Annotated in this window: 21 protein-coding genes and 1 pseudogene; 9 read left to right on the top strand and 13 right to left on the bottom strand. The window is 60.9% G+C overall.

Annotated elements, in window-relative coordinates:
• The first annotated feature begins 47 nt into the window (after window positions 1–47).
• Window positions 48–683, top strand: a complete 636-nt coding sequence (locus tag KUF55_RS05865) for a hypothetical protein (RefSeq protein ID WP_218818282.1) — start codon at window positions 48–50, stop codon at window positions 681–683.
• Window positions 684–954: 271 nt separating this feature from the next.
• Here the strand turns inward: KUF55_RS05865 and KUF55_RS05860 are convergent, their stop codons facing one another.
• The 9 genes from KUF55_RS05860 to argC all read right to left on the bottom strand — a co-directional run bounded on the left by KUF55_RS05860 (window position 955) and on the right by argC (window position 7,949).
• Window positions 955–1,248, bottom strand: a complete 294-nt coding sequence (locus KUF55_RS05860; RefSeq protein ID WP_218818281.1) for a helix-turn-helix transcriptional regulator — start codon at window positions 1,246–1,248, stop codon at window positions 955–957.
• Window positions 1,245–1,685 carry an ATPase gene (locus KUF55_RS05855; RefSeq protein ID WP_218818280.1) on the bottom strand — a complete coding sequence of 147 codons (441 nt, stop codon included), beginning with the start codon at window positions 1,683–1,685 and terminating at the stop codon, window positions 1,245–1,247. The genes KUF55_RS05860 and KUF55_RS05855 overlap by 4 nt, the downstream gene beginning before the upstream one ends.
• A 70-nt stretch (window positions 1,686–1,755) precedes the next feature.
• Window positions 1,756–1,935 carry a hypothetical protein gene (locus KUF55_RS05850; RefSeq protein WP_218818279.1) on the bottom strand — a complete coding sequence of 60 codons (180 nt, stop codon included), beginning with the start codon at window positions 1,933–1,935 and terminating at the stop codon, window positions 1,756–1,758.
• 47 nt (window positions 1,936–1,982) lie between these two features.
• Window positions 1,983–2,498: an arginine repressor gene (locus tag KUF55_RS05845; protein ID WP_132361318.1), complete on the bottom strand. Its 516-nt coding sequence runs from the start codon at window positions 2,496–2,498 to the stop codon at window positions 1,983–1,985.
• Window positions 2,495–3,463 (bottom strand): ornithine carbamoyltransferase, encoded by a 969-nt coding sequence (gene argF / locus KUF55_RS05840; RefSeq protein ID WP_132361320.1) that lies wholly within the window; start codon window positions 3,461–3,463, stop codon window positions 2,495–2,497. Before argF ends, KUF55_RS05845 begins: the two co-directional genes overlap by 4 nt.
• Window positions 3,464–3,477: 14 nt before the next feature.
• The gene (locus KUF55_RS05835; protein ID WP_132361322.1) at window positions 3,478–4,722 is read right to left on the bottom strand and encodes an acetylornithine transaminase; all 1,245 of its coding nucleotides are present in this window, start codon (window positions 4,720–4,722) and stop codon (window positions 3,478–3,480) included.
• Complete coding sequence (gene argB / locus KUF55_RS05830; RefSeq protein WP_132361324.1) at window positions 4,719–5,645, bottom strand: acetylglutamate kinase; 927 nt, start codon at window positions 5,643–5,645, stop codon at window positions 4,719–4,721. Before argB ends, KUF55_RS05835 begins: the two co-directional genes overlap by 4 nt.
• A 97-nt stretch (window positions 5,646–5,742) precedes the next feature.
• Entirely contained in the window at window positions 5,743–6,921 is a 1,179-nt protein-coding gene (gene argJ, locus KUF55_RS05825; RefSeq protein WP_218818278.1) for a bifunctional glutamate N-acetyltransferase/amino-acid acetyltransferase ArgJ, read from the bottom strand.
• Window positions 6,918–7,949 (bottom strand): N-acetyl-gamma-glutamyl-phosphate reductase, encoded by a 1,032-nt coding sequence (gene argC, locus KUF55_RS05820; RefSeq protein WP_218818277.1) that lies wholly within the window; start codon window positions 7,947–7,949, stop codon window positions 6,918–6,920. Before argC ends, argJ begins: the two co-directional genes overlap by 4 nt.
• Window positions 7,950–8,102: 153 nt before the next feature.
• Between argC and KUF55_RS05815 the strand changes: the two genes are divergently transcribed.
• A complete protein-coding gene (locus KUF55_RS05815) occupies window positions 8,103–9,071 on the top strand; it encodes a quinone oxidoreductase (RefSeq protein ID WP_255557347.1) in 969 nt (322 codons plus the stop codon).
• Window positions 9,072–9,216: 145 nt separating this feature from the next.
• Here KUF55_RS05815 and KUF55_RS05810 read toward each other — a convergent pair.
• A pseudogene (locus tag KUF55_RS05810) lies at window positions 9,217–9,689 on the bottom strand (DUF1990 family protein).
• Window positions 9,690–9,939: 250 nt separating this feature from the next.
• Here KUF55_RS05810 and KUF55_RS05805 point away from each other — a divergent pair.
• The 4 genes from KUF55_RS05805 to KUF55_RS05790 all read left to right on the top strand — a co-directional run bounded on the left by KUF55_RS05805 (window position 9,940) and on the right by KUF55_RS05790 (window position 14,449).
• On the top strand, window positions 9,940–11,130 hold the full coding sequence (locus tag KUF55_RS05805; protein ID WP_218818275.1) for an ROK family transcriptional regulator: 1,191 nt from the start codon (window positions 9,940–9,942) through the stop codon (window positions 11,128–11,130).
• 137 nt (window positions 11,131–11,267) lie between these two features.
• Window positions 11,268–12,560, top strand: coding sequence for an ABC transporter substrate-binding protein (locus KUF55_RS05800; RefSeq protein WP_132361336.1), 1,293 nt, complete (start codon window positions 11,268–11,270; stop codon window positions 12,558–12,560).
• Window positions 12,561–12,656: 96 nt separating this feature from the next.
• The gene (locus KUF55_RS05795) at window positions 12,657–13,562 is read left to right on the top strand and encodes a carbohydrate ABC transporter permease (protein ID WP_168153288.1); all 906 of its coding nucleotides are present in this window, start codon (window positions 12,657–12,659) and stop codon (window positions 13,560–13,562) included.
• Window positions 13,562–14,449, top strand: a complete 888-nt coding sequence (locus KUF55_RS05790) for a carbohydrate ABC transporter permease (RefSeq protein ID WP_218818274.1) — start codon at window positions 13,562–13,564, stop codon at window positions 14,447–14,449. The genes KUF55_RS05795 and KUF55_RS05790 overlap by 1 nt, the downstream gene beginning before the upstream one ends.
• 73 nt (window positions 14,450–14,522) lie before the next feature.
• Here the strand turns inward: KUF55_RS05790 and KUF55_RS05785 are convergent, their stop codons facing one another.
• On the bottom strand, window positions 14,523–15,290 hold the full coding sequence (locus tag KUF55_RS05785; RefSeq protein ID WP_218818273.1) for a 4'-phosphopantetheinyl transferase superfamily protein: 768 nt from the start codon (window positions 15,288–15,290) through the stop codon (window positions 14,523–14,525).
• Between the two features lie 268 nt (window positions 15,291–15,558).
• On the opposite strand from KUF55_RS05785, the gene KUF55_RS05780 reads away from it, so the two are divergent.
• The 3 genes from KUF55_RS05780 (at window position 15,559) to ppk2 (ending at window position 21,820) form a co-directional block, all read left to right on the top strand.
• On the top strand, window positions 15,559–19,458 hold the full coding sequence (locus tag KUF55_RS05780; protein ID WP_370630961.1) for a Pls/PosA family non-ribosomal peptide synthetase: 3,900 nt from the start codon (window positions 15,559–15,561) through the stop codon (window positions 19,456–19,458).
• Window positions 19,455–20,858 (top strand): M1 family metallopeptidase, encoded by a 1,404-nt coding sequence (locus KUF55_RS05775; RefSeq protein WP_218818271.1) that lies wholly within the window; start codon window positions 19,455–19,457, stop codon window positions 20,856–20,858. The genes KUF55_RS05780 and KUF55_RS05775 overlap by 4 nt, the downstream gene beginning before the upstream one ends.
• Window positions 20,859–20,935: 77 nt before the next feature.
• Complete coding sequence (gene ppk2, locus KUF55_RS05770) at window positions 20,936–21,820, top strand: polyphosphate kinase 2 (RefSeq protein WP_218818270.1); 885 nt, start codon at window positions 20,936–20,938, stop codon at window positions 21,818–21,820.
• 100 nt (window positions 21,821–21,920) lie between these two features.
• Here the strand turns inward: ppk2 and KUF55_RS05765 are convergent, their stop codons facing one another.
• Together KUF55_RS05765 and KUF55_RS05760 are read right to left on the bottom strand one after the other, a co-directional pair.
• On the bottom strand, window positions 21,921–22,472 hold the full coding sequence (locus tag KUF55_RS05765; RefSeq protein WP_218818269.1) for a hypothetical protein: 552 nt from the start codon (window positions 22,470–22,472) through the stop codon (window positions 21,921–21,923).
• The gene (locus KUF55_RS05760; RefSeq protein WP_218818268.1) at window positions 22,462–22,716 is read right to left on the bottom strand and encodes a hypothetical protein; all 255 of its coding nucleotides are present in this window, start codon (window positions 22,714–22,716) and stop codon (window positions 22,462–22,464) included. Before KUF55_RS05760 ends, KUF55_RS05765 begins: the two co-directional genes overlap by 11 nt.
• Between the last annotated feature and the right edge of the window lie 171 nt (window positions 22,717–22,887).

Here is a 22,887-nt window from a genome sequence, read left to right as displayed (position 1 = left end):
TACTGAGGCACCCCATCAACCGAAGATTCGCACCTTGGAGGGCCAACATGAAGACGTTCACGAACAAGATCGCACTTATTCCCATTACTGCCGGCTTGGCTTTGGCATTGGCCGGTTGCAATGGCGCATCCCAAGCACCGGATCAATCATCAATTTCGACCACGACTACCGGGAGTGGGGACGCCGCCGCCGAGGCACCCACCATCGTCGCTCCGGAGGCTTCCGACATTTTTCCGCGGGCCCTAGAAGCAATGCAGTCGGCATCTTCGGCCGCTCTGATCGGTGACCTCACGCGGGGTTCCGAAACTATGAATCTCAAGCTCTCCGGAACGCGCGATGGATCCAACACGTTGGCAGAAGTCACCACCGAGGGGGCGACCGTACAGATTCTCAACGTTGGGGGCACCGGATACCTCAAGGCTGACAAATCATTCTTCTCTCAACAAGCCGGTGAGGATGCGGCCAAGATGATTGACCTCGTCGCCGGGGATAAATGGATCTCCGTCTCTGACACCAGTCAGTTTGGAGACTTCAGTGTGGGCAGCCTCATCGACTCGTTCGGTGAAGATGGCCTCCAAGAAGCAGATTTGGCCAAAATAGAGCCGGGCGCCCTCGAGGATGTCAACGGAGTAAAAGCCTTCAAATACTCCGACGATGAGACCGACATGTGGTTCGCTGCCTAGGGTGAACCCTTCCTCCTAAAGATGTCTAGCGACGGAACGGCCGGAGACGACGCGGGAACCATGACCTTTAGCGATTGGAATGCGGTACCAGTGCATTCAGCCCCGGAGTCTTCGGATACGGTGACGATTCCCGGACTCTAGGTCGAAGCTTTCCATCAGGTCTGTGACGGCACGTTCGCAAGCGAACGTGCCGTCACAGCCGAAAATCACCGGCCCGTCTCCGAACGGCCTTCATAAAATACCCCGACGAGATGCCCCGTTTGAGGGAATTTTAGGCGCGGCGATCTCCCCGCAGCTGGTTGATAAATTGCGAGACCGGGACCAAGCCCTCCACCACCGTCTCAAAAACAGTCTCCCGACCGGTTCGATCTGGCTTGACCAAGCCCGCCGCCAAAAGGATCCGCAGATGCTTGGCTACCGCTTGGCGGCTGATCCCCAGGGGAACACTCAATCGTGATGCACTGGAGGCGTTTTCGCCTAGGAGATTAAGCACCCTAATCCGAGTGGGATCCGCAAGCGCGGCAAAGACCTGCCGCGTCGCCTCGGGAACCGACCAAGAACTCATGAATCGCTCAAATATCTCTGTGCTGCAAGCATCTCTGCCGCCCAGCCCCGGGTATTAGCTCCGATGACGCGGTCGTACTCCTCATCGCCAAACGCGGTAAAACCACTTTCCATCACCCGTAGGCGGACGTCGCCGGAGTGGGTGGTTTCAACCCAAAACTCAATCAGGGTATTCGGGACCGGGTCATCCCATTCGTCCCCACCCAACGAGCGGAACGCTGCATACCCAGGTTCCTCCAGCCGGACAGTCTCAAATTCAAACGTCCCGAAAATAGCGTCATGCACGGTGGAAAATGCCCCCCGCCGCTCAATGCGGTGCTCGGTAATGACGCCACCATTGATAAACCATCCGGGTTCGCTGACAAGTTTCCACACCGATGACGCGGTGGAGTGAATGTCGATGGACGCCTCAATTGCATCTTGGCGTTTTGTGTCCATCAGATCCCCCTCAAATGGCAAAGCCCCTATGCAACATCATGGTTGCATAGGGGCTGGAGCCACACAAGACTTACCGACCGGTAGTTGCGAGCGCTTCCCGCGCCTCTCCGTGGGCGTTGCTTCCGGACGCCACGGTGCTGCTGGCATTCAGCGCTCCGAGGCCCCCGACGATGATGCCCACGACGATGAGCAGCAAGAGAAGAACAAGCACAATGGCGCCCACAACAATTGCTCTCTTGGACGATGCCATTGGCCCACTCCGTTTCATGGGGTCAACTACTCGGCTTTTCGACTCATTTACTGCGGGTCAGCCAACGCCAGGAAGCGGGCCGCGACATCGGCACCGCCATCAACGTCGCGCGTCACCAACATGACCGTGTCATCTCCGGCGATGCAGCCCAAAATCTGCGGCATCGTCGAGTGGTCGATGGACAATGCCAGGAAGCTCGCGGCGCCCGGTGGGGTACGAAGCACCACGATGTTTCCCGAGGCCTCGGCGGTAATCAACAGTTCCGCACATTGCTTGGCCAGTTTGGCATCATGCACTTCTTGCGTGACGCCTGCCTGTGGGCTGCGATCTCCACCTTCCTGACGGACGGCATATACCAATCCACCATCGACGCCGCGAACCCGCACCGCACCCAGTTCCACTAGGTCGCGTGAGAGCGTCGCCTGAGTGACGGCCATTCCCTCATCGGCCAACAAGGCCACCAATTCGGCCTGTGACCGAACGGTTTTTGTCGATAAAATGGCGCTCACCCGAGCTTGGCGGGCGATCTTGGTGGTGGGCTGGAAGGATGCGGGGGTGCTCATCGATCGGCGCTTACTCCGGCGACCTCGGCCAGGTTTGACTTGGCCATCAGCCAGCCCATGATCGCCTTTTGCGCGTGAACTCGGTTTTCGGCCTCATCAAAAACGACCGACTGCGGGCCATCGATGACGTCCGCGGAAATTTCGTAACCGCGGTACGCCGGGAGGCAATGCAGAACTACTGCGTCCTTATCGGCGTGGGCCATCGCGGCGGAATCAACAGCGTACTCACGGAACAGTTCCATGCGTTGCGCCTTCTCATCTTCCTGCCCCATGGACACCCAGGTGTCGGTGGCCACGACGTCGGCACCCGCTAGCGCTTCTGCCGCATCGGTGGTGATGAGCACCGAACCGCCGGTTTCTGCCGCACGTTCCTGCGCCGCAGCGATAATCTCGGCGCTGGGCAGGTAGCCGGCGGGGCCGGCAATACGTACATGCATACCGGCGGTGACGCCGGCCAGCAGGTACGAGTTGGCCATATTGTTGGCCGAGTCACCCAGGTAGGCCATGGACAGGCCGCCAAGCGCACCCTTGTGCTCGCGCACGGTGAGCAAATCCGCCAGCAACTGGCAGGGGTGGTAATCATCGGAGAGCGCGTTAATGACCGGGACACTGGAGTTCTCGGCCATTTCTTCGAGTCCCGACTGTGCGTAGGTACGCCACACGATGGTGGAGACCATCCGCTCAAGTACCTTTGCGGTGTCGGCGATCGATTCCTTGTGGCCCAGCTGGGATTCACCGGAGTTGACGATCAGCGGGGAACCACCAAGTTCGGCAATACCAGCGGCGAAGGACACCCGGGTCCGGGTGGAGGTCTTATCGAAGAAGACGACCACCGTCTGCGGACCGGCATACGGCTTGTATCCGTATTTGTCATTTTTCATGGCCAGGGCCAAATCAAGGACCTCGGTCTGTTCGGCCTGCGTGAGGTCAAGGTCGGTCAGGAAGTGGCGAACTGAATTGCTCATGGTGCGTGGGTTTCCTATTCCTTGGTATCGGCAACAACGCCGGCGTAGAGCGTCGGCAGAGCTGCGACGAAGGTGTCGAGTTGTTCGGTGGTGACGATCAGTGGTGGTGCCAGGCGCAGGGTATGCGGGCCCGGCGCGTTGATGATGAACCCGGCCTCCAAGGCCGCGTTGACCACCGCGGGGGCTACGGCCTTCTCCAGGTCCAGACCGATCAACAGACCGCGTCCACGAACGTCGGTGACGAAGTCGAGGGCCGCGAGTTTGCTGCGCAGATCCGCACCGACGCTTTCGACGTGGGCCAGCAATTCCTGGGACTCAATCACGTGCAGGGTGGCCAGCGAGGCCGCGGTGGCCACCGGGTTCCCGCCAAAGGTCGTTCCGTGCTGACCGGGGGTCAACAGCGTGGTGGCGCGAGTCCCGAAGACGATCAACGCACCAATCGGGAAGCCGCCACCCAGCCCCTTGGCAAGGGTCATGGCATCGGGAAGTACGCCGGCGGAGGCAAACCACTGTCCGGTGCGACCGATACCGGTCTGGACCTCGTCAAAGACCAGTAGGGCTCCGGCCTCTGCCGTGATCTCGCGCGCCGCCTGAAGGTAGCCGGGCGCGAATTCGATCACCCCCGCCTCGCCCTGGATCGGTTCGATAAATACCGCGGCGGTGGTCTCATCAACCGCCGCACGCAGCGCCTCGATGTCCCCGGCCGGAATCCATTCAACGCCACCGGGAAGCGGCTCGAAGGGTTCGCGGTAGGCCTGTTTCCAGGTCAGAGCCAAGGCACCCATGGTGCGGCCGTGGAAGGCATGCTCGAGCGCGATGATCTTTTTTCGCGGCACCTCGGGGGTACCGGCGTTGCGCCGAGCGAGCTTAAAGGCCGCCTCGTTCGCCTCGGTCCCGGAGTTGGTGAAGAAGACTTTGGAGCCCTCCGGGGCTTCGCTCAGTGCCAGCAGTTTCTCGGCCAGAGCGATCTGCGTGGGGCTGGTGAAGAAGTTGGAAATGTGTCCCAGCGTGGCCAGCTGGGAGGAGATCACACTGGAGAGCAGCGGGTGGGCATGGCCCAAGGCGTTGACGGCAATGCCGGCGAGTAGATCAAGGTATTCCTTGCCGTCGGCATCCCATACATGGCAGCCGGCACCGCGAACCAGGACGCGCTGCGGGGTACCGAAAACACCCAGCAGCGAATGGTTGTAGCGGGCCAAAAGCTCACTGCCCTGCAGCGAACCGAGGGCCCCGGTTTCCTGTTCAATAATCTGGTTCATGCCCGGTCCTTCGGAGTAACTTGGGTGCCCACGCCCGCGGAGGTGAAGACCTCGAGCAGCATGGAGTGTGGTTGGCGTCCGTCGACGATGTGGGCCTGGCCCACGCCCTCGTCCACGGCCTTGAGGCAGGCAGCCATCTTAGGGATCATGCCCGATTCGAGCCGCGGCATCAGGGCTCGCAATTCCTCGGTATCAAGAGAGGTGATCAGCGAGGATTTATCGGGCCAGGCACCATAGAGACCTTCAACGTCGGTGAGGATGACCATCTTGGAGGCACCCAACGCGCTGGCCAGGGCCGCTGCTGCGGTGTCGGCGTTGACGTTGAGCACCTGACCGGTGGGGTTATCGTGTTCGTCGACCTCGGGGGCCACGGTGGAGATCACCGGGATCTTCCCCGCCGCCAGCAAGTCAAGAATCTGATCGGGCTTCACACCCGTCACCTCACCCACCAGTCCGAGGTCTACGTGTTGGCCGGCAATGTAGGTCCCGGTTCGCACGGCGCGCAGCAGCGCACCGTCTTCCCCGGAAAGTCCCACCGCGTAGGGTCCGTGCGAGTTGATCAAACCGATCAGCTCGCGCTGCACCTGTCCTGTGAGCACCATGCGCACCACGTCCATGGCCTCGGGCGTGGTGACGCGCAGTCCACCTTTAAACTCGGAGGTGATACCCAGCCGGGACAGCATGGAGTTGATCTGCGGACCGCCACCGTGCACCACCACCGGGTTGATGCCCACGTGGCGCAGGAAGACGATATCTTCGGCGAAGGCGCGGCGCAGATCCTCGTTGATCATGGCGTTGCCGCCGTACTTGATGACCATGGTGGAGCCGGCAAAGCGCTGGATCCAGGGCAGTGCCTCGATCAGGGCCTCGGCCTTACGTTGCGCCACGTCCATGGGTGTTGGCGTGGATTTGTTCTCAGACATGCTCGGGGTGTTCCTCACTGAAACAATTGAGCCAAATGGGAGTGCCGGTGGGGGTCGCGGGTTCAATCCCCGTTACTCCTCCCAAGGCACGTGGCACTTAGCTGCTGTAGGCCGAATTCTCGTGGACGTAGTCGTGGGTCAGGTCATTGGTCCAGAGGCTGGCTTCATCAATTCCCGCGTTCAGGTCGATTTCCACCAGAACGTTACGACCCGTTAGATCCACCAGATTCCGGTCATCTCCCACACCGCCCAAGCGGCAGACCTGGATCCCGTTGATGCTCACGTTGAGTTCATCGGGCTCGAAGGCGGCCTTGGTGGTGCCCACCGCGGAGAGTACCCGACCCCAGTTGGGGTCTTGGCCGAAGATCGCGGTCTTAAACAGGTTGGAACGCGCCACGGTCCGGGAGACCTCCACCGCGTCATCTTCCGTGGCGGCGTTGAAGGTGCGGATGGTGATTTCGTGGGCGGCGCCCTCGGCATCGGAGATCAGCGCCTGGGCCAATTCGACGCAGACTCCCTTGAGGCCGGCGGTGAATTCGGCGATGTCCGGAGTGGTTTCGCTTGCGCCGGAGGACATCAGGATGACGGTGTCGTTGGTTGACATGCAGCCATCGGAGTCCGCCCGGTCAAAGCTCACACGGGTGGCTTCGCGCAGGGCCGCATCAAGCTGTGGCGCATCAAGCATCGCGTCGGTGGTGATGACCACCAGCATGGTGGCCAGCCCGGGGGCGAGCATGCCCGCACCCTTGGCCATGGCACCAATGCTGTAGCCGGTGCCGGCGAACCCGGCCTGCTTGCTCACGGTGTCGGTGGTCATGATGGCGGTGGCCGCCGCCGCTCCCCCGTCGAACTGATTGCCGGTGTCCAGGGCCGCTGCCGCGGCATCGACGCCGGGCAAAATCTTGTCCATCGGCAGCTGCTCACCGATCAATCCGGTGGAGCAGACCAGTACGTCCCCGCTGGCAACATTCAATACCGCGGCGACGTGTTCGGCGGTTGCGTGGGTATTGGCAAAACCTTCGGGTCCGGTGCAGGCATTGGCGCCGCCGGAGTTCAATACCACGGCATCAGCGCGGCCATCGGAAATCACTTGGCGGGACCAGTGCACCGGAGCCGCTGCTACACGGTTGGAGGTGAATACCGCGGCTGCGTCAAAGCGTGGTCCGTTGTTTCGCACCAGGGCCAGATCGGGGTTGCCCGAGACCTTGAGGCCAGCGGTGATGCCGGAGGCGCTGAATCCTGCCGGAAAAGTGATTCCCTTAGTGGTCGTGCTCACGGTGCTACTCCTTCGTAGGCCAGCCCGGCGGTTTCGTTCAGGCCGAGGGCAATGTTCATGGATTGGACGGCGCCGCCGGCGGTGCCCTTGGTGAGGTTATCGATCACGGAGGTGACGATCACCCGGTTGGTGTGGGCGTCATAGGCCAACTGAATTTGCGCGTGATTTGAGCCCATGACCGAGGAGGTGGCGGGCCACTGGCCCTCGGGCAGCAGGTGCACAAAGGGTTCGTCGCGGTAGGCCTTTTCCCAGGCCGCGCGCAACGTCCCCGCGTCGACACCCGGCTTAACCTTGGCCGTGGCGGTGGTCAGGATGCCGCGGGGCATGGGAGCCAGAGTCGGGGTGAAGGAAACGCGTACCGGGACACGCGCCGCGTTGGAGAAGCCCTGCTCCATTTCCGGGGTGTGGCGGTGACCTCCGCCGACGCCATAGGGGTTCATCGAGCCCATGACCTCGGAGCCAATGAGATTTACCTTGGCGCTTTTGCCGGCGCCCGAGGTTCCCGATGCGGAAACAATCACCACATCATCGGGTTCCAGGAGGTTTGCTGCGAAACCGGGGACAAGGGCCAGCTGGGCGCTGGTCGGGTAGCAGCCGGGCACGGCAATGCGCTTGGCTCCGACGAGTTTGGCCCGGGCACCGGGCAATTCGGGCAATCCGTAGGGCCAGGTGCCGGCGTGGGGGGATCCGTAGAATTTTTCCCAGTCTTCGGCAGATTCCAGACGGTGGTCGGCACCCGCATCAATTACCAGGGTGCTCTCAGGCAGCTGAGCGGCGATTTCTGCGCTGGCTCCGTGCGGCAAGGCGAGGAAGACGACATCGTGGCCACTGAGCTGCTCCACGGTGGTCTCCACCAGAATGCGGTCGGCCAACGAGTGTAGATGCGGAGCGAGTTCTCCCAGTCGCTGTCCGGCGTTGGAGTGAGCGGTGATCGCTCCGATGGTCACGTCTGGGTGGTTCGACAGCAAGCGCAAAACCTCGCCGCCGGCATACCCACTGGCTCCGGATACAGCTACTGAAAACGTCATAAACCAATCCTACTACGCATTTATGCATCCCGGCTAATAAATATTCACGCACAGTGACTTCTGCCGCAATACTTCCGCCCAGCGTCTGCGATCTTAAGAAGCCACACCGCTATGGTGGAAGCTGATCCAGAGGTCGACCAAGGAGTGAAACACGTGAGTTCCCATGCAATTATTGCCCGCCAGGCCGGCGGACCGGAAGTATTCGACTATGTTGCCTCCGCTCTCCCCTCCCCCGAAGCCGGACAGCTGCTGATCAAGGTCGCCGCCATCGGCGTGAACTTTATCGAGACGTACCAGCGCTCGGGCGTCTATCAGGTCAAGTACCCCTTCACCCCGGGCAGCGAATGCGCCGGAATCGTCGAAGCGGTAGGTGAAGGTGTCACGGATTTTGCCATCGGAGATCGGGTCGCCACCACCGAGGGCTCAAAAACCTATGCCACCCACACCCTGCTGGATGCCGATAAGGCTCTGCCCGTTCCCGAAAACGTGTCATTGGAAACCGCCGGGGCACTCCCGCTACAGGGCATCACCGCCCACTACCTCATCAATTCCAGCTACAACGTGCAGCCCGGTGACATGGTGCTCACGTATGCCGGAGCGGGAGGAGTCGGACTACTCCTGATACAGCTGTTGAAGCTACGCGGTGCCACCGTGATCACCACGACGTCAACGCCGGAAAAGGCGGAATTGGCGCGCGCCGCCGGAGCCGATCACGTATTGACCTACGACGAGGTCGCCACCCGGGTCCGCGAGATCACCGACGGCCGGGGCGTGGACGTCGTTTATGACGGCATCGGCAAAGACACCTTTGATGGCTCCCTCGCTGCCCTGAAGATCCGCGGCACGTTGGTGCTCTTTGGCGGAGCCTCGGGCCAGGTCCCACCCTTTGATCTCCAGCGCCTGAACGCGCACGGATCACTGAGCGTAACTCGCCCCAAGATTGCCGATTTCTTGCTTAATGCCGAAGAACGACGCTGGCGCTCCGGCGAGCTCTTTGAGCTGGTCTCGAACGGCAAGCTTGATGTTCGTATTGGCGCAAGCTTCCCATTGGCCGAGGCCGGAGCAGCCCACACCGCGCTCGAATCGCGCTCCACCACGGGAAAGACCATCCTCATTCCCTGATCGATCATTCCTTTTCCCGAAACCACGGGCCGTACTTCACCGATCTGAGGCGAGAGCGCGGCGCGTGGCCGTTAAACGGTTGGCTGGTGTCCAGTCACGGCGACTTGGTATCACCTAGGAACTCATGTTGAGTTTCTACGGGCAGTTAACGAAGAGCTCGGAGATACCTTCGCCGAACAATTTGCTGCACGACCAGAAGCAGTGGGTACAGCGCTCGCCAAGGCTGCTGCGCAGCAGCCCGGGTCAGCGATCGGATGGTGATATGTACCGCGTCACCATGGCGACTGACAATAAAGGCTTCCTCCCCGACACCGGATGTCCGGGAAGCGTTCGGTAGGAAAAACCGACGCGGTCTACTTCATTTACAACGGCAACGACTTCCACTGGTTCAAGGATCCGCAGACCAAAAAGTTCCGCGGTGACCTCTATCCGGTCCCCCGGCGTCACCGCAGCGGAGGAGCTCACGCTAAAACCGCTGGCAGTCTTTACACCCCATTCCAGAACACGGGTCGAGGCTCGCTCCCAAAACAGCTGACTGCTGCCAATCTGCGCCGAAACTTCGGAACGGCGATATTCGTTTCCCGTGGGAGGCCAGACCTCAAGGTTCGGATTTGTCATGTTTCGTCTTTCCCTCATGATTCCGAGCAGACATTCAAACAGGGCTGCCTGCTTCTACTCTGAGGGGCAGTGCACCTCCACGGGCTACCGCCACGCCGATCCGGTGCCCGGCAGATCAACGCGCGTCAACGTTCATCACCCTCAAGAGGGCCATTGGTCGCGCTTTTGCTGACTTCAAGAAGTAACGCAATCGATTAATCTTGCGTTCATGTCTTGACCGCAAGAGTATTTGTCACGCACGCTACTAGACATGGGTCCAGATCAACGCAGCTCCCCCACCGCTATAAACCCCGGCTCACAGTCGGCGCTACGCGAATTAAACGAAGAACGAATCCTTGCCATGCTGCGCAGCCATGGGACGCTGACGCAAGCCGCACTGGCCCGCTCTACGGGTTTATCCACCGCTACGATTTCAAACATCGTCAAGTCCCTCGTGGCCACACAGCGCGTGGAAACCGCCCCCACCACCAGCTCGGGGCGTCGGGCGATGGGCGTGAGCATCATCGACGCGGCGGATGTCGCGGTAGGCATCGATTTCGGACGTAGCCACGTTCGCGTTGTCCTCGCCCGAGCCGGGTTCCGTCTGCTCGGCGAGGACCATACGGCATTACCAGTGGGCCACCGCGCGGAGGAAAGCATTTCGATCGCCGCATCGATGCTCAAAAAGCTTTGCACCAATCTCGGCGTCGACCACGCCCAGCTCCTCGGCGCGGGCATTGGCATCCCCGGACCCATAGACCACAGAACCATGACCGTCATCAGGGGCGCGATCCTGCCGCAATGGGTGGGTATCAATATCGAATCCCAGCTCCAAGCCGCTCTCAACTTGCCCGTATTCATTGACAATGACGCCAATTTGGGAGCCTTGGCCCAAGTGACGTGGGGTGAGCATCAAGAATGCTCAAATCTCTGTTTCCTCAAGATTGGCAGTGGCATCGGCGCCGGCCTGGTGCTCAACGGGTCGCTGTACTACGGAAGCCTAGGCATTACCGGAGAAATCGGGCATTCAACAATCTTCAATCAGGGATTAATCTGCCGCTGTGGAAATCGAGGATGTCTGGAGACCGTGGCTTCCACGGGAGTCATCATCGATCTCCTCAGCCAAAGCGAGGGCACCCCGATCGGCATCGAGGCGGTGATTGAGCGCGCACAATCCGGGGACTCGGCAACACTTCGCATCCTTGGAGATGTCGGCGCGTCTGTTGGCCATGCATTGGCCAACGTTTCCAACTTGCTCAGCCCCGAGGTCATTGTCATCGGAGGACCACTGGCACCGCTCGGTGAGCTACTGCTCGAGCCAGTTCGTCGCGGCCTATTCCGCCACGCCATCCCCATCATTGGTGAGAATACGGTGGTGCGCATGGCGGCCCTGGGTGACCGCGCCGAGGCACTCGGCGCGTCAGCACTGGTGCTCCGCCAAGGCCAGTCACGTCAGATTTAGGCCTCCATTTTGGCAACGATTCGGGAAAGTTTGCGTTAAGTAGTTGACGACAAACTGTGACGTAGGCAACCATTAGGTGATCCCTGACACATCACTCGACAAATTCTCACATTTTCAAACAACTTTTGGAGGCAAATATGCGCCGTCGTCTATCGCTCATCGCAGCGGCCGCAACATTGGGACTGACCCTTGCTGGGTGCGGCGGTGCAGCCGAAACTCCCTCGGACACCGCGGCTCCGGCCAGTGAGGCCACCGGCAAGGTCGGTGTGTTCACGTGGTGGGCCGACGGTTCGGAGAAGGTCGGACTTGATGCCTTGGTGAAGGTATTCAACACCGACTACCCCGGTCTCACGTTCGACAATCTGGCCGTAGCCGGCGGTGCTGGTTCACAGGCCAAGAGCGTCTTGGCGGCCCAGCTGAAGGCGGGCAACCCGCCAGATTCCTTCCAGGCACACGCCGGTGCTGAGCTCCAGGACTACATTGATGCGGAGCAGCTTGAGGATCTCACCAGCTTCTATACCGACAACAACCTCACCGACCAGTTCCCCAAGGACCTGGTCGACAGGCTCACCGTGGATGGAAAGATCTACTCGGTTCCCTCCAACATTCACCGTTCAAACGTCGTCTGGGCCAATGTTGAGGTCCTGAAGGACGCGGGCTTGGATCCGACCAAACCCGCCGAAGACCTCGACGCCTGGATCGCAGACCTGGAAAAGATCAAGGCCAGCGGGAAGACCCCGCTAGCGGTCGCCGGTTCTTGGACACAGGTCCAGCTCTTTGAAAACGTTTTGCTTTCCAGCCTCGGCGTCGACGGCTACAACGGCCTCTGGGATGGAGCAACGGATTGGAAGGGCGCCGATGTCACCAAGGCCATCGAGTCATACAAGAAGGTCTTGAGCTACACCAATACCGACCGCGATTCACTCAGCGACTGGGCACCAGCCACCCAGCTGGTCCAAGACGGCGCGGCAGGCTACAACCTCATGGGTGACTGGGCCGAGGCCAAATTCGCTCAAGACGGAGACGTTGCGGGCACCGACTACACCTACTTCCCGATGCCGGGAACCAAGGGTGTCTTCAACTTCCTCGCCGATTCCTTCACCCTGCCGGTGGGCGCGCCCAACCCGGCAGGAGCCAAGGCCTGGTTGACAACGATCGGTTCGGCCGAGGGCCAGGCAGCCTTCAACAAGGCCAAGGGATCAATTCCGGCCAACACCACCGCCAAGACGGATGACTTCTCCGAGTACCAGAAGAGCGCCATCAAGGACTTCTCGCAGGACAAGATCGTCTCCTCCCTGGCACACGGCGCCGCGGTGCCAGTGGCCTGGCTCAATGACCTGAGCACGGCAGTCAGCAAGTTTGGTGGCGACAACGATGTGGCAGCCCTGCAGGAATCCGCTGCAACTACCGCAGAGAAGTTCGCCAAGTAAGCACTCTCCACCACGCGTTTGGGGGCGCTCACAACCACAACGGTTCGTGATGCGCCCCCAAATGTTTGTGACGCGACTTTCCTCTGAAAGGAAACCATGTTTGCGCGCGTAAAACACTGGGGCCCGGGACTCTTGCTCCTGGCACCCACCATCATCTTGGTTGGCGTCTTCGTCTACTGGCTCATCATTGAAAACTTCCGAGTCAGCCTCACCAACCAGCACACCGCAAAACCCAGCAACGATTACGTTGGATTCTCGAACTACAGCAATCTGCTGGCCGATTCGAACTTCCAACATTCGCTCTTGAACCTGCTCATCCTCACCGTCGTCTTCCTCGCCGGAACGTTGATTTTCGGATTCCTGTGGGCCTGGTTGCTGGATAAGCCGGCGAAGGGCGAAGGCATCTTCCGCGCCGTCTACCTGTTCCCGATGTCGATTTCCTTTATCGCCTCCGGTGTTGTCTGGCGGTGGTTGCTCTCCAGCCTGCAAACGGATCAACCCGGCGGTGAACGCACCACCGGCCTGAACCGTCTTTTGGATTCCGTTGGACTGGGCTTTATGCAAAACGACTGGTGGTCCAACCCCACCTGGGGCATTGCCGCCATCGCCGTACCCGCCATCTGGCAGCTCTCGGGCTACGTCATGGCCCTGTTCCTTGCCGGTTTCCGGGGCATTCCCGAGGAACTACGCGAGGCTGCCCGGATTGACGGCTGTAGCGAATGGAAGCTCTACCGCCACGTGATCTTCCCGCAGCTGAGCCCGGTGATGCTCTCTGCCGTGATCATCATCGGACACATGTCCTTGAAGCTCTTTGACTTGATTCGTGCGATCGTCCCGGATGCCAACACCTACGATGTCCAGGTTCCGGCGACCATGATGTGGGTTAAGTACATCGGCAGCGACTACGCGGATGCCGCAGCCATCGGCATGATCCTGCTGGTGCTCGTAGCGATCGTCGTCATCCCGTACCTCATGTACACCTCGCGAGCGGAGAAGCGCTAATGGCTACCTCAACATTGACCCGACCCCGCGACGCAGCCCCGCAAAGTGCAGCTTCGGCACCAAATAAGGGACGCCGCCGCATTAACCGGACGTTGAAGTACGCGCTGCTGATCTTCTTCGTGATCATCATCTTGATCCCCGCCTACGTCCTGTTCATCACCAGCTTCAAGGGCACCTCGGATGCAGATCCATCACGCGCCTGGCTGCTGCCCCAATCTTGGGAAACAGCCGGCTGGGACAAGGCCTGGACGACGCTGGCCCCCGCCCTGGGGAGAACCTTCCTGCTGGTGATTCCTGCGGCGCTGATCTCTGCCACGCTGGGGTCTATCAACGGCTATGTACTCTCCAAATGGCGTTTCCCCGGTGCCAATCTGGTGTTCACGCTGATCCTCTTTGGCATGTTCATCCCATACCAGGCAGTCATGATCCCGCTGACGCAGCTGATGAGCAATATTGGGATAGCCCAAGGCATTCCCTCACTGTTGTTGCTGCACATCGTGTACGGTTTGCCGATCTGTACGCTGATCTTCCGCAACTACTACGAGTCGGTACCCAGCGAGCTGATTGAGGCGGCCAGGATGGACGGTGCGGGAATTCTGCGCACCTACGCCTCGGTCATCCTTCCGATCTCGGCGCCCGGCTTTGTTGTCGTACTGATCTGGCAATTCACCTCGGCCTGGAACGACTACCTCTTTGCCGCGTTCTTCTCCTCGGGACGTAATGGCCCGGTCACCATCGCGCTCAGCTTCCTAGCCGGTGGGCAGCTCACCGACTACGCCGCCTCCATGGCCGGTGCGCTGATTGCCTCGGTTCCAACATTGATCGTCTACATCCTGCTGGGCAAGTACTTTGTTGGCGGCTTGATGAGTGGCTCGGTCAAGGGCTAGACCACAACGCTAAACCTCACCCCGACGCGGAGGCGCTTCGTCTATTCGGCGAGCGCCTCCGCATTTTTCATGCTCATTTGGTGCTTCGCGGTGCCCAGAGCAGGGTGCCGACTAAGGTATCGGGCAAAAGGTGGCCCAGGGAGTCGGGGGTGTGCGAATTCAGGGCAAGGATGCGGGTTCCGGGAGAGGACAGCAGTACGTGCTTACCGTCCCCCTCCACGATGGGGATACCGTCCTCCCCCGCAAGACCAACACCGCTGGCCTTGGCCACGGCTTCCTTCAGCGACCACCAGCTAGCTCGTTGGTGGATTCGTTGGGGTAGGTTCATTCTCTGTAGGTGGGCGCGTTCCTGGGGCGAAAAGGCATAGTCGTCCAATAGTTCGCCGGATCCCGGCGCAAAGGCCGGATCTGCGGCATCTGCCACATCGATACCAAGCAGCTGTTCCGCACGCGAAACCGCGACCACCAGCCAGCCCCCGGTACGGGCATACGAGAGGGTCAGGCTCCCCCCACGATCGGGTAGCCGCAATCGCGGATTCCCATGCCGTGTCGAGGCACATCCGGGACAGAGCTGCTCGATGGTTAGATCGGCCGGGCTCAGTTTCGTACTGGGTTCACGGTCGCGGTTGAGCATCTTTGCGGCAAGGACCTTAACCAAAATACGTCCGTTGCTAAAGTTCTGCCGCGGTGTTCCTTCGTGGTAGCTCCGAGCGCGTTGCTGCTCGATGCTGTTCAACAAAACCTCTGGGTACAGGGCCGCATCACTCAGCCGCGTCGCGGACCAGCAGGGCTCGGTGCCCGGGGTGATAAGACCCACTGCGGAGTGCTTTTCACTGCGCATCGGTGCCTCCCTCCGTGATGATCGGCCGATTGGCTGGGCTCTTGACTGCCCCGGGGGCAAATCTGCCATGGCTCTACATTACGGTGAACTTATCGTGTCTATCCGCTAGACACCTTCCGTTAACCTTTGCTGATTAGGTTTGTCCCGTATGTGCCGACCGGGCGGTCGCGAACGCTTCGGCGGCGCGCTTCCGGCTCCTGGTTGGGTCCCAGCGTTTGGGTCGACCCCTACCCTTGGTAAGGCCAAGCGCCACGTCAAGAAAGCCACAGTGGAATCGACTCGCAGCATTTCCGACCAAGGTACTCCTACCCCAATTTATCTGCCCCAGTACCCCGGCAGTGACTTGGCCCCGGCTCCCCGCACCCTGCTGAACATCCTTGAAGCCAGTGCGGCCGCTCACCCCGAAGCCTCCGCACTAGATGACGGCGAGCGCGCGCTCACTTATGCCGAACTCATGGTGAGTATCGATGAGCAGGCCGAACGCATGCGAACCGCCGGTCTTGGGGCCGGCGACAGAGTCGGCATCCGTATCCCCTCTGGCACCCGCGAGCTCTACATTGGCATTCTTGCCACGATGATGATCGGCGCCGCCTACGTCCCGGTGGATGCCGATGACCCGGAGGAACGAGCACAGTTGGTCTTTTCCGAGGCCAACGTTGCTGCCGTCTTGGGTGACAAGGGAGAAATCGCCGTACTGCGCAGCGAGGCCAATACCTCACCGGCTCGGGAGGCGGAACTCGGTGACGATGCCTGGATCATCTTCACCTCCGGCTCCACCGGTACCCCCAAGGGCGTGTCCATCACCCAGCGCTCGGCCGCGGCATTTGTTGACGCCGAGGCGGCACTCTTCCTCCAGAGTGAGCCGATGGGACCCGAAGACCGCGTGTTGGCCGGCCTCTCGGTCGCCTTTGATGCGTCCTGTGAAGAAATGTGGTTGGCCTGGCGCCACGGTTCCTGCTTGGTGCCAGCACCACGCGCGCTGGTCCGTTCGGGTATGGATTTGGGGCCGTGGCTGGTAACTCGCGGTGTCACGGTCGTCTCCACCGTTCCCACCCTTGCGGCGCTTTGGCCCGCCGAGGCCCTAGAAAATGTGCGCCTGTTGATTTTTGGTGGTGAAGCCTGCCCACCCGAGCTGGCCGCCCGGCTGGCCGTCACCGGACGTGAACTCTGGAACACCTATGGACCCACCGAGGCGACGGTGGTGGCCTGCGGTGCCCAGATGAACGGTGTTGACCCGGTGCGTATCGGTCTGCCGCTGACCGGTTGGGATCTCGCCGTCGTTGATGCCTCGGGTATCCCGGTGGGTCCTGGTGAAAGCGGAGAATTGATCATTGGCGGAGTCGGGCTGGGTCGCTACCTGGATCCGGCAAAGGATGCGGAAAAATACGCTCCGTTCCCCACCCTCGGCTGGGACCGTGCCTACCGCTCCGGTGACCTGGTGCAGGCCGACCCCGAGGGCCTGATCTTCCTGGGTCGTCTGGATGAACAGGTCAAGCTCGGTGGCCGACGCATTGAGCTCGGCGAGGTTGATGCCGCGCTGCAATCGTTGCCCGAGGTATCCGGAGCCGCAGCGGCGGTGAAGACCACCGCCGCCGGAAACCAGATCTTGGTCGGCTACCTGGCCGCCGATGCCTCCTATGACACGATCGCTGCCCGCACCCGACTGGCCGACATGCTCCCGGCCGCGCTGATCCCGTTACTCACGGTGGTGGATACGCTACCGACAAAAACCAGTGGCAAGGTTGACCGGAACGCCCTGCCGTGGCCGTTGGCCACGGCAGCCGATACCTCCTCCTCGGTACTGCCCGAGCTGGGCGAGGACGCGAGCTGGGTCATCGAGCAATGGCGACGGGTACTGGGTACCGAGGTCTCCTCCCTTGATGCCGACTTCTTTGCCTCGGGCGGCGGATCCCTCTCCGCAGCTCAACTGGTCTCCGCACTACGCGTTCGCTACCGCACCATCACGGTGGGGGAAATTTACTCCCACCCACGCATCGGTTCCTTGCTTGAAGCCCTGGGCACCAGCACCGGGGTGGAACCGGAGCCCCGGATCGTGGCCCGAACCACCCGACGCGCCCAGATCTTCCAGACGCTCATGGGCATCCCCACCTTCATTCTGGTGGGCATGCGCTGGCTGGTGTATTTGGCACTCGGCAACAATGTGCTTGACGCGCTGGGCGTCTTCACGCAGGCACCACGGTTGTCCTGGTGGACGGTGCTGGTGCTCTGGTTGGTCTTTGTCTCCTCCCCGGGACGCATGGCCATCTCCGTGATCTCGGCACGTATGTTGCTGCGCGGAGTGAAGCCCGGAAATTACCCGCGTTCGGGCAAGGTACACCTGCGTCTCTGGCTGGCCCAACAAATTTCCGATTTGGCCGACCCCGTGTCTCTGGGCAGCGCCCACTGGATTCAGTTCTACGCCCGAGCCTTGGGCGCCACGGTTGGCCCCGATGTGCAATTGCACTCGGTACCTCCGGTCACCGGTCTACTCACCGTGGGCAGCGGAGCGAACATCGAACCCGAGGTTGATTTGACCGGCTACTGGATCGACGGAGATCGTGTGCACGTCGGCGCCATCACCATTGGTGCAGATGCCAGCATTGGGGCACGCAGCACGCTGATGCCCGGTGCCAGCATCGCCGAGGGTGTCACTCTGGCCGCCGGCTCTGTTGCCGCCGGTCCTACCCGGGCGTTCTCCGCCTACTCCGGTTCCCCGGCCACGCGCCTGGGCAAGGCCAAACCGGCCTGGCCCCAGACCATCACCACTGCCCGCCGAGTGGCCAGCTCGTTTTTCTCCGTGGCTTCGATGGCCTTGGGAGCCCTGCCACTGCTGTCGATCCTTGGTGCGCTGGTGATTGCCGCGTGGCTGCTGCGCGGGGGCACCTCGCTCAGCGATTCGTGGCTCACGTTGCTTTACGTGGTTCCCGTTGCCGCCGTGACATGGTTTGTGCTGAACATGCTCCTGATTCTGGGCGCCACTCGCATCTTGGGCCTTGGCCTGCGTGAGGGATGGCATCGCGTCGATAGCCGCATCGGCTGGCAGGTCTGGGCCACCGAACGACTCCTGGACATGGCCCGGGATCTGCTCTTCCCGCTGTACGCATCGCTGTTTACTCCCGTCTGGTTGCGCCTGCTGGGCGCGAAGGTCGGACGCAACGTTGAGGCCTCCACCGTCCTGCTGATTCCCAAGATGACCACCATCGCCTCGGGTGCTTTCCTGGCCGATGACACCATGGTCGCTACCTATGAGCTCGGCGGCGGCTGGATGAAGGTGGGACGCGCCAAGATTGGCAAGCGCGCCTTCTTGGGTAACTCAGGTATCGCCGGTGCCGGGCGACGGGTGCCACGTAATGGGCTGGTCGCGGTTCTCTCGGCAACACCTGCCAAGGCCAAGGCCGGGACCTCCTGGTTGGGCAGTCCTCCGGTTCGGTTGCGCCGCACCACCGTTGATGCGGATTCCTCGCTGACCTATGCTCCGCCGCTTCGCCTCAAGATCGCCCGCGCGCTGTGGGAATTGTGCCGTATTCTGCCGGTCATCACCAGCGTCGCGGTAGCCACCCTGGTCCTGGTACTGCTGGATATGCTGGCCATCCACTATGGTTATCTGACTGCCGCCCTGCTCAGTGGAGCGATCATGCTGCTCGCCGGCGCCGTTGCCGCCACCTCGGCTGTGGTTGCCAAATGGGTGCTGGTCGGTCCCATCCGTCCGGGTGAACATACCCTATGGAGCTCCTTCATCTGGCGCAACGAGGTGGTGGACACCTTCATCGAAATGGTGTGCGCTCCGTGGTTCGCCCATTCGGCGGCGGGTTCCCCCGCCCTGGTCTGGTGGTTGCGCGCCCTGGGTGCCAAGATTGGCCACGGCGTCTGGTGCGAAAGCTATTGGCTTCCCGAAGCCGACTTGGTCACCCTCGGCGACTCCTCCACGGTGAATCGCGGAACGGTCATCCAGACCCACCTCTTCCACGACCGGGTCATGGCTATTGATACGGTAGAACTCTCCGCAGGATCCACGATGGGTCCCCACGGAGTCATCCTGCCGGCTGCATCACTGTCGGAAGGCTCCACCGTGGGACCGGGTTCGCTGGTCATGCGCGGAGAAAACGTTCCCCCGTCGAGTTATTGGATGGGCAACCCCGTACAGCCTTGGAGCCAGCCGAACGCATGAGCAAGACCACGCCAGTTGATACGACCACCGTCCCCAGCTTCATCCCGGATCCCTATGTGCCACGCTCCGGAAGCGCCGACTACCGGGTGATGCACTATGACCTGGATCTGGATTGCAAACTCGGCGGTAATCGCTTGGACGGCAAGGCGACGATCACGGCGGTGGCCACCACCAGACTCGATCGTATTAGCCTGGACTTTTCCGGCTTGCGTGCCTCACGCTGCCAGGTCAACAGCACCAAGATCGCCAAGTACACCCAGAAATCGGGAAAGCTGGTGCTCCACCTGCCCTCGGACGTGGCCAAGGGCGAGGAATTTAGTGTGGAGATCCGCTACGGGGGCGTGCCAAATGTGCGTCAAGGCATCTGGGGCGAGGTCGGCTGGGAAGAACTCACAGATGGGGTGCTCGTTGCGGGCCAACCCAATGGTGCCGCCACCTGGTTCCCCTGTAATGATCACCCCAGCCAAAAGGCCACCTACCGCATCACCGTGAACACCGATGCCGGATACCGCCCGGTCTCCAACGGCCAGTTGATAGACCGCCAACGTCGTTCACGTGGTGAGGCCTGGACCTATGAGGTCCTTGAGCCGATGGCCACCTACCTGGCAACGCTGCAGATCGGCCGCTATGAGTTGCGTGCGTTAGCTGGCTCCGCCACGGCGGCCAGTGTTACCGGAGGTGCGCATGCAGATGCCCCAACCCCCGTCATCCAACGCGTGGCGGCAAATGGCTCGCAGCTGCGGCGGGCAGGTTCTGCCCTGTCCGACCAGCCACGAATGATGGAAACCTTTATCGAGGCCTTTGGCCCCTATCCCTTCGCCGACTACACCGTTGTTGTCACCCAGGACGATCTCGAGATCCCGCTGGAGGCCCACGGCCTCTCCATACTGGGGAATAACCACCTGGCTCCGGGCTGGGAGCAGCAGCGACTCATCGCCCACGAGCTCTCGCATCAATGGTTTGGCAACTCCCTGACCGCTGGAACCTGGCGGGATATCTGGTTGCATGAGGGCTTTGCCTGCTACGCCGAGTGGATCTGGTCCGAAGCCGCCGGCAACCTCAGTGCCGATGAGCGTGCGCGAGATGCGTGGAGCCGTCTGGATTCCCTGGAAAGTGATATCACCATCGGGGATCCCGGTGCAGCCGACATGTTTGATGACCGGGTGTACAAGCGTGGCGCACTAGCACTTCATGCGCTGCGATTGGCCGCCGGGGACCGCGCGTTCTTTGCGATGCTCCGGTCTTGGGTCGGTGCGCGGCGCCATTCGACCGTCACCTGTGAGCAGTTTCTGGAGCACGTTGATGCTCATTTGCCGCTGTCCGTGTCGGCAGCCGATTTCCTGCGGCCATGGCTCTTTGAAACTGCCTTGCCGCAGCTTGCCGCGGAGAAAAACGCCTAGCCAGAGACGGGTACCCCGACCCCACTAGGTCTCCAAACGTTCACCTTCCGTTCATGGCGTTCAGATAGCCTCAGCCTATGCAAATGCTTGATTTGGCCGCACATGGCTACTCCGTCCGCGACAATGACGACGACGACCCGGTGTTGTTAACGTCAGCCGGCGATGTAGTGGACACCTGGCGTGAAGACTATCCATATTCTTCACGGATGGACCGCACCCAGTACGAGATGGACAAGCGGCTGCTCCAGATCGAGCTGCTGAAATTACAGGTCTGGATCAAGGCCACCGGACGCCGTTTGGTCGTGCTCTTTGAGGGCCGCGACGCCGCGGGCAAGGGCGGAACGATCAAACGTTTCACCGAGCACCTCAATCCTCGTGGCGCCCGGGTGGTTGCCCTCGAGAAGCCCAGCGAGCGCGAATCCACGCAGTGGTTCTTCCAGCGCTATATTGCGCACCTTCCAGCGGCCGGCGAAATGGTCCTCTTCGACCGTTCTTGGTACAACCGCTCAGGTGTTGAACGTGTCATGCGCTTTTGCACCAAGGAACAGTTCGATAGGTTCATGAACCAGGCTCCGACCTTCGAGCAGCAATTGGTTGATGAGGGAATCACCCTGGTGAAGTTCTGGTTCTCGGTCTCGCGCCAAGAGCAGCTGACGCGCTTTACCATCCGTCAGATCGATCCGGTACGGCAGTGGAAGCTTTCCCCCACGGACCTTGCGTCGCTGGATAAATGGGAAGCCTACACCGAGGCCAAGGAAGAGACCTTCCAGAGCACCGACACCGAATGGGCACCCTGGACCGTGGTGAAATCCAACGATAAGAAGCGCGCTCGGATTGAGGCCATGCGCCATGTGTTGAGTCTCTTCGATTATGAGGGCAAGGATCACGAACTGGTCGGTACCCCGGATCCGCACATTGTTGGACCTGCTTCGGCAGTTGTGGCGGCCGGCGAGGAGTTCTAGTCACAACCCAGTAAAAGTGAAGGCCGGTAGTTTCCCTCGATCAGAGAGATGCTACCGGCCTTCCGGGTTTAAAGTTCATCATCGATGAATGGGTGGAGATTCATTCGCCGTCATGCCATTCACGTGTGAAGAAGACATCCGGGAACCTGACGCTGGCAAGCTGCCAGCGCTCGCGCCCGCCCTTGCCCAGCGCCAGCGGTGCCGATAGGAGGGTTCGTTTGACCTCCCAGAGGGTATTGGTCCGAAGCACGAGGTGTTCACCATGCTTGGAGGAAAGCAGCTTCCATCCGGACCGGCCCGACTCGTTAAGAATCGCTATCTCGTTGCTACGGTTTACCGGGCCAAGAATACGCTCCGTCGCAGCATCTCGTGCCAGCTCTACGCTGGTACCAAAGCGTCGCTGGACGGCTTGTTTGCTCACCCCCAAACGGTCACCGATAACGGCCCACGACAGCCCCGCGGCACGGGCAGCAAGCACTGCTTCGTGCAACAGTTTTCCTGTCTCCGAATGGATGAGATAAAGCTGCCTCACCTGTTGCAGCAGCTGCTCCGGGCTCAGCTCTTCCCCGGAGTCGGAAAGGGGTAACTGGGACAGGCTGAGCTGTGCCAGGGCCGCCTTCAGTGCCGAGTCAGATTCCGCGTTAGTGGGCATCTCGGGAATCCGGCAGCCAAGATCGACCTGACGTGGCGTTAAGCTGCGCGTTTCTGCGTTCCATGAGGATGCAAATAACCCAGACGATGGCGAGGATCAGAAAAATGAGACTTGCCGGCGCAAGCACCATGACGGGTACCGCAACACCGATCAGAAGGGTCACCAGCAATATTCCAAGGCCACCGAGAAGGACAATTCCGGTAATCCGTTGGTAGGTTCTCAGCTTTCGTTGGGATTCACTCATGCGTCAACATTATGTTGACGTTTGTGAAGAGTCAACCGGATACAACAAGAGATTCGGCGGTGAGCCGCTCGATTAGTTTGGCGAAGCACGCCATTGCATCGTCTAAAACCTCGGTGGTGTCCTCCGTGACGGACGTGGCGCCCCAGAGATCGGCGCTAATCCGTGCCCCGA

The organism is Paeniglutamicibacter sp. Y32M11, assembly GCF_019285735.1.
In the GTDB taxonomy this organism is placed as follows: domain Bacteria; phylum Actinomycetota; class Actinomycetes; order Actinomycetales; family Micrococcaceae; genus Paeniglutamicibacter.
This window is presented reverse-complemented; position numbering and strand designations above follow the sequence as displayed.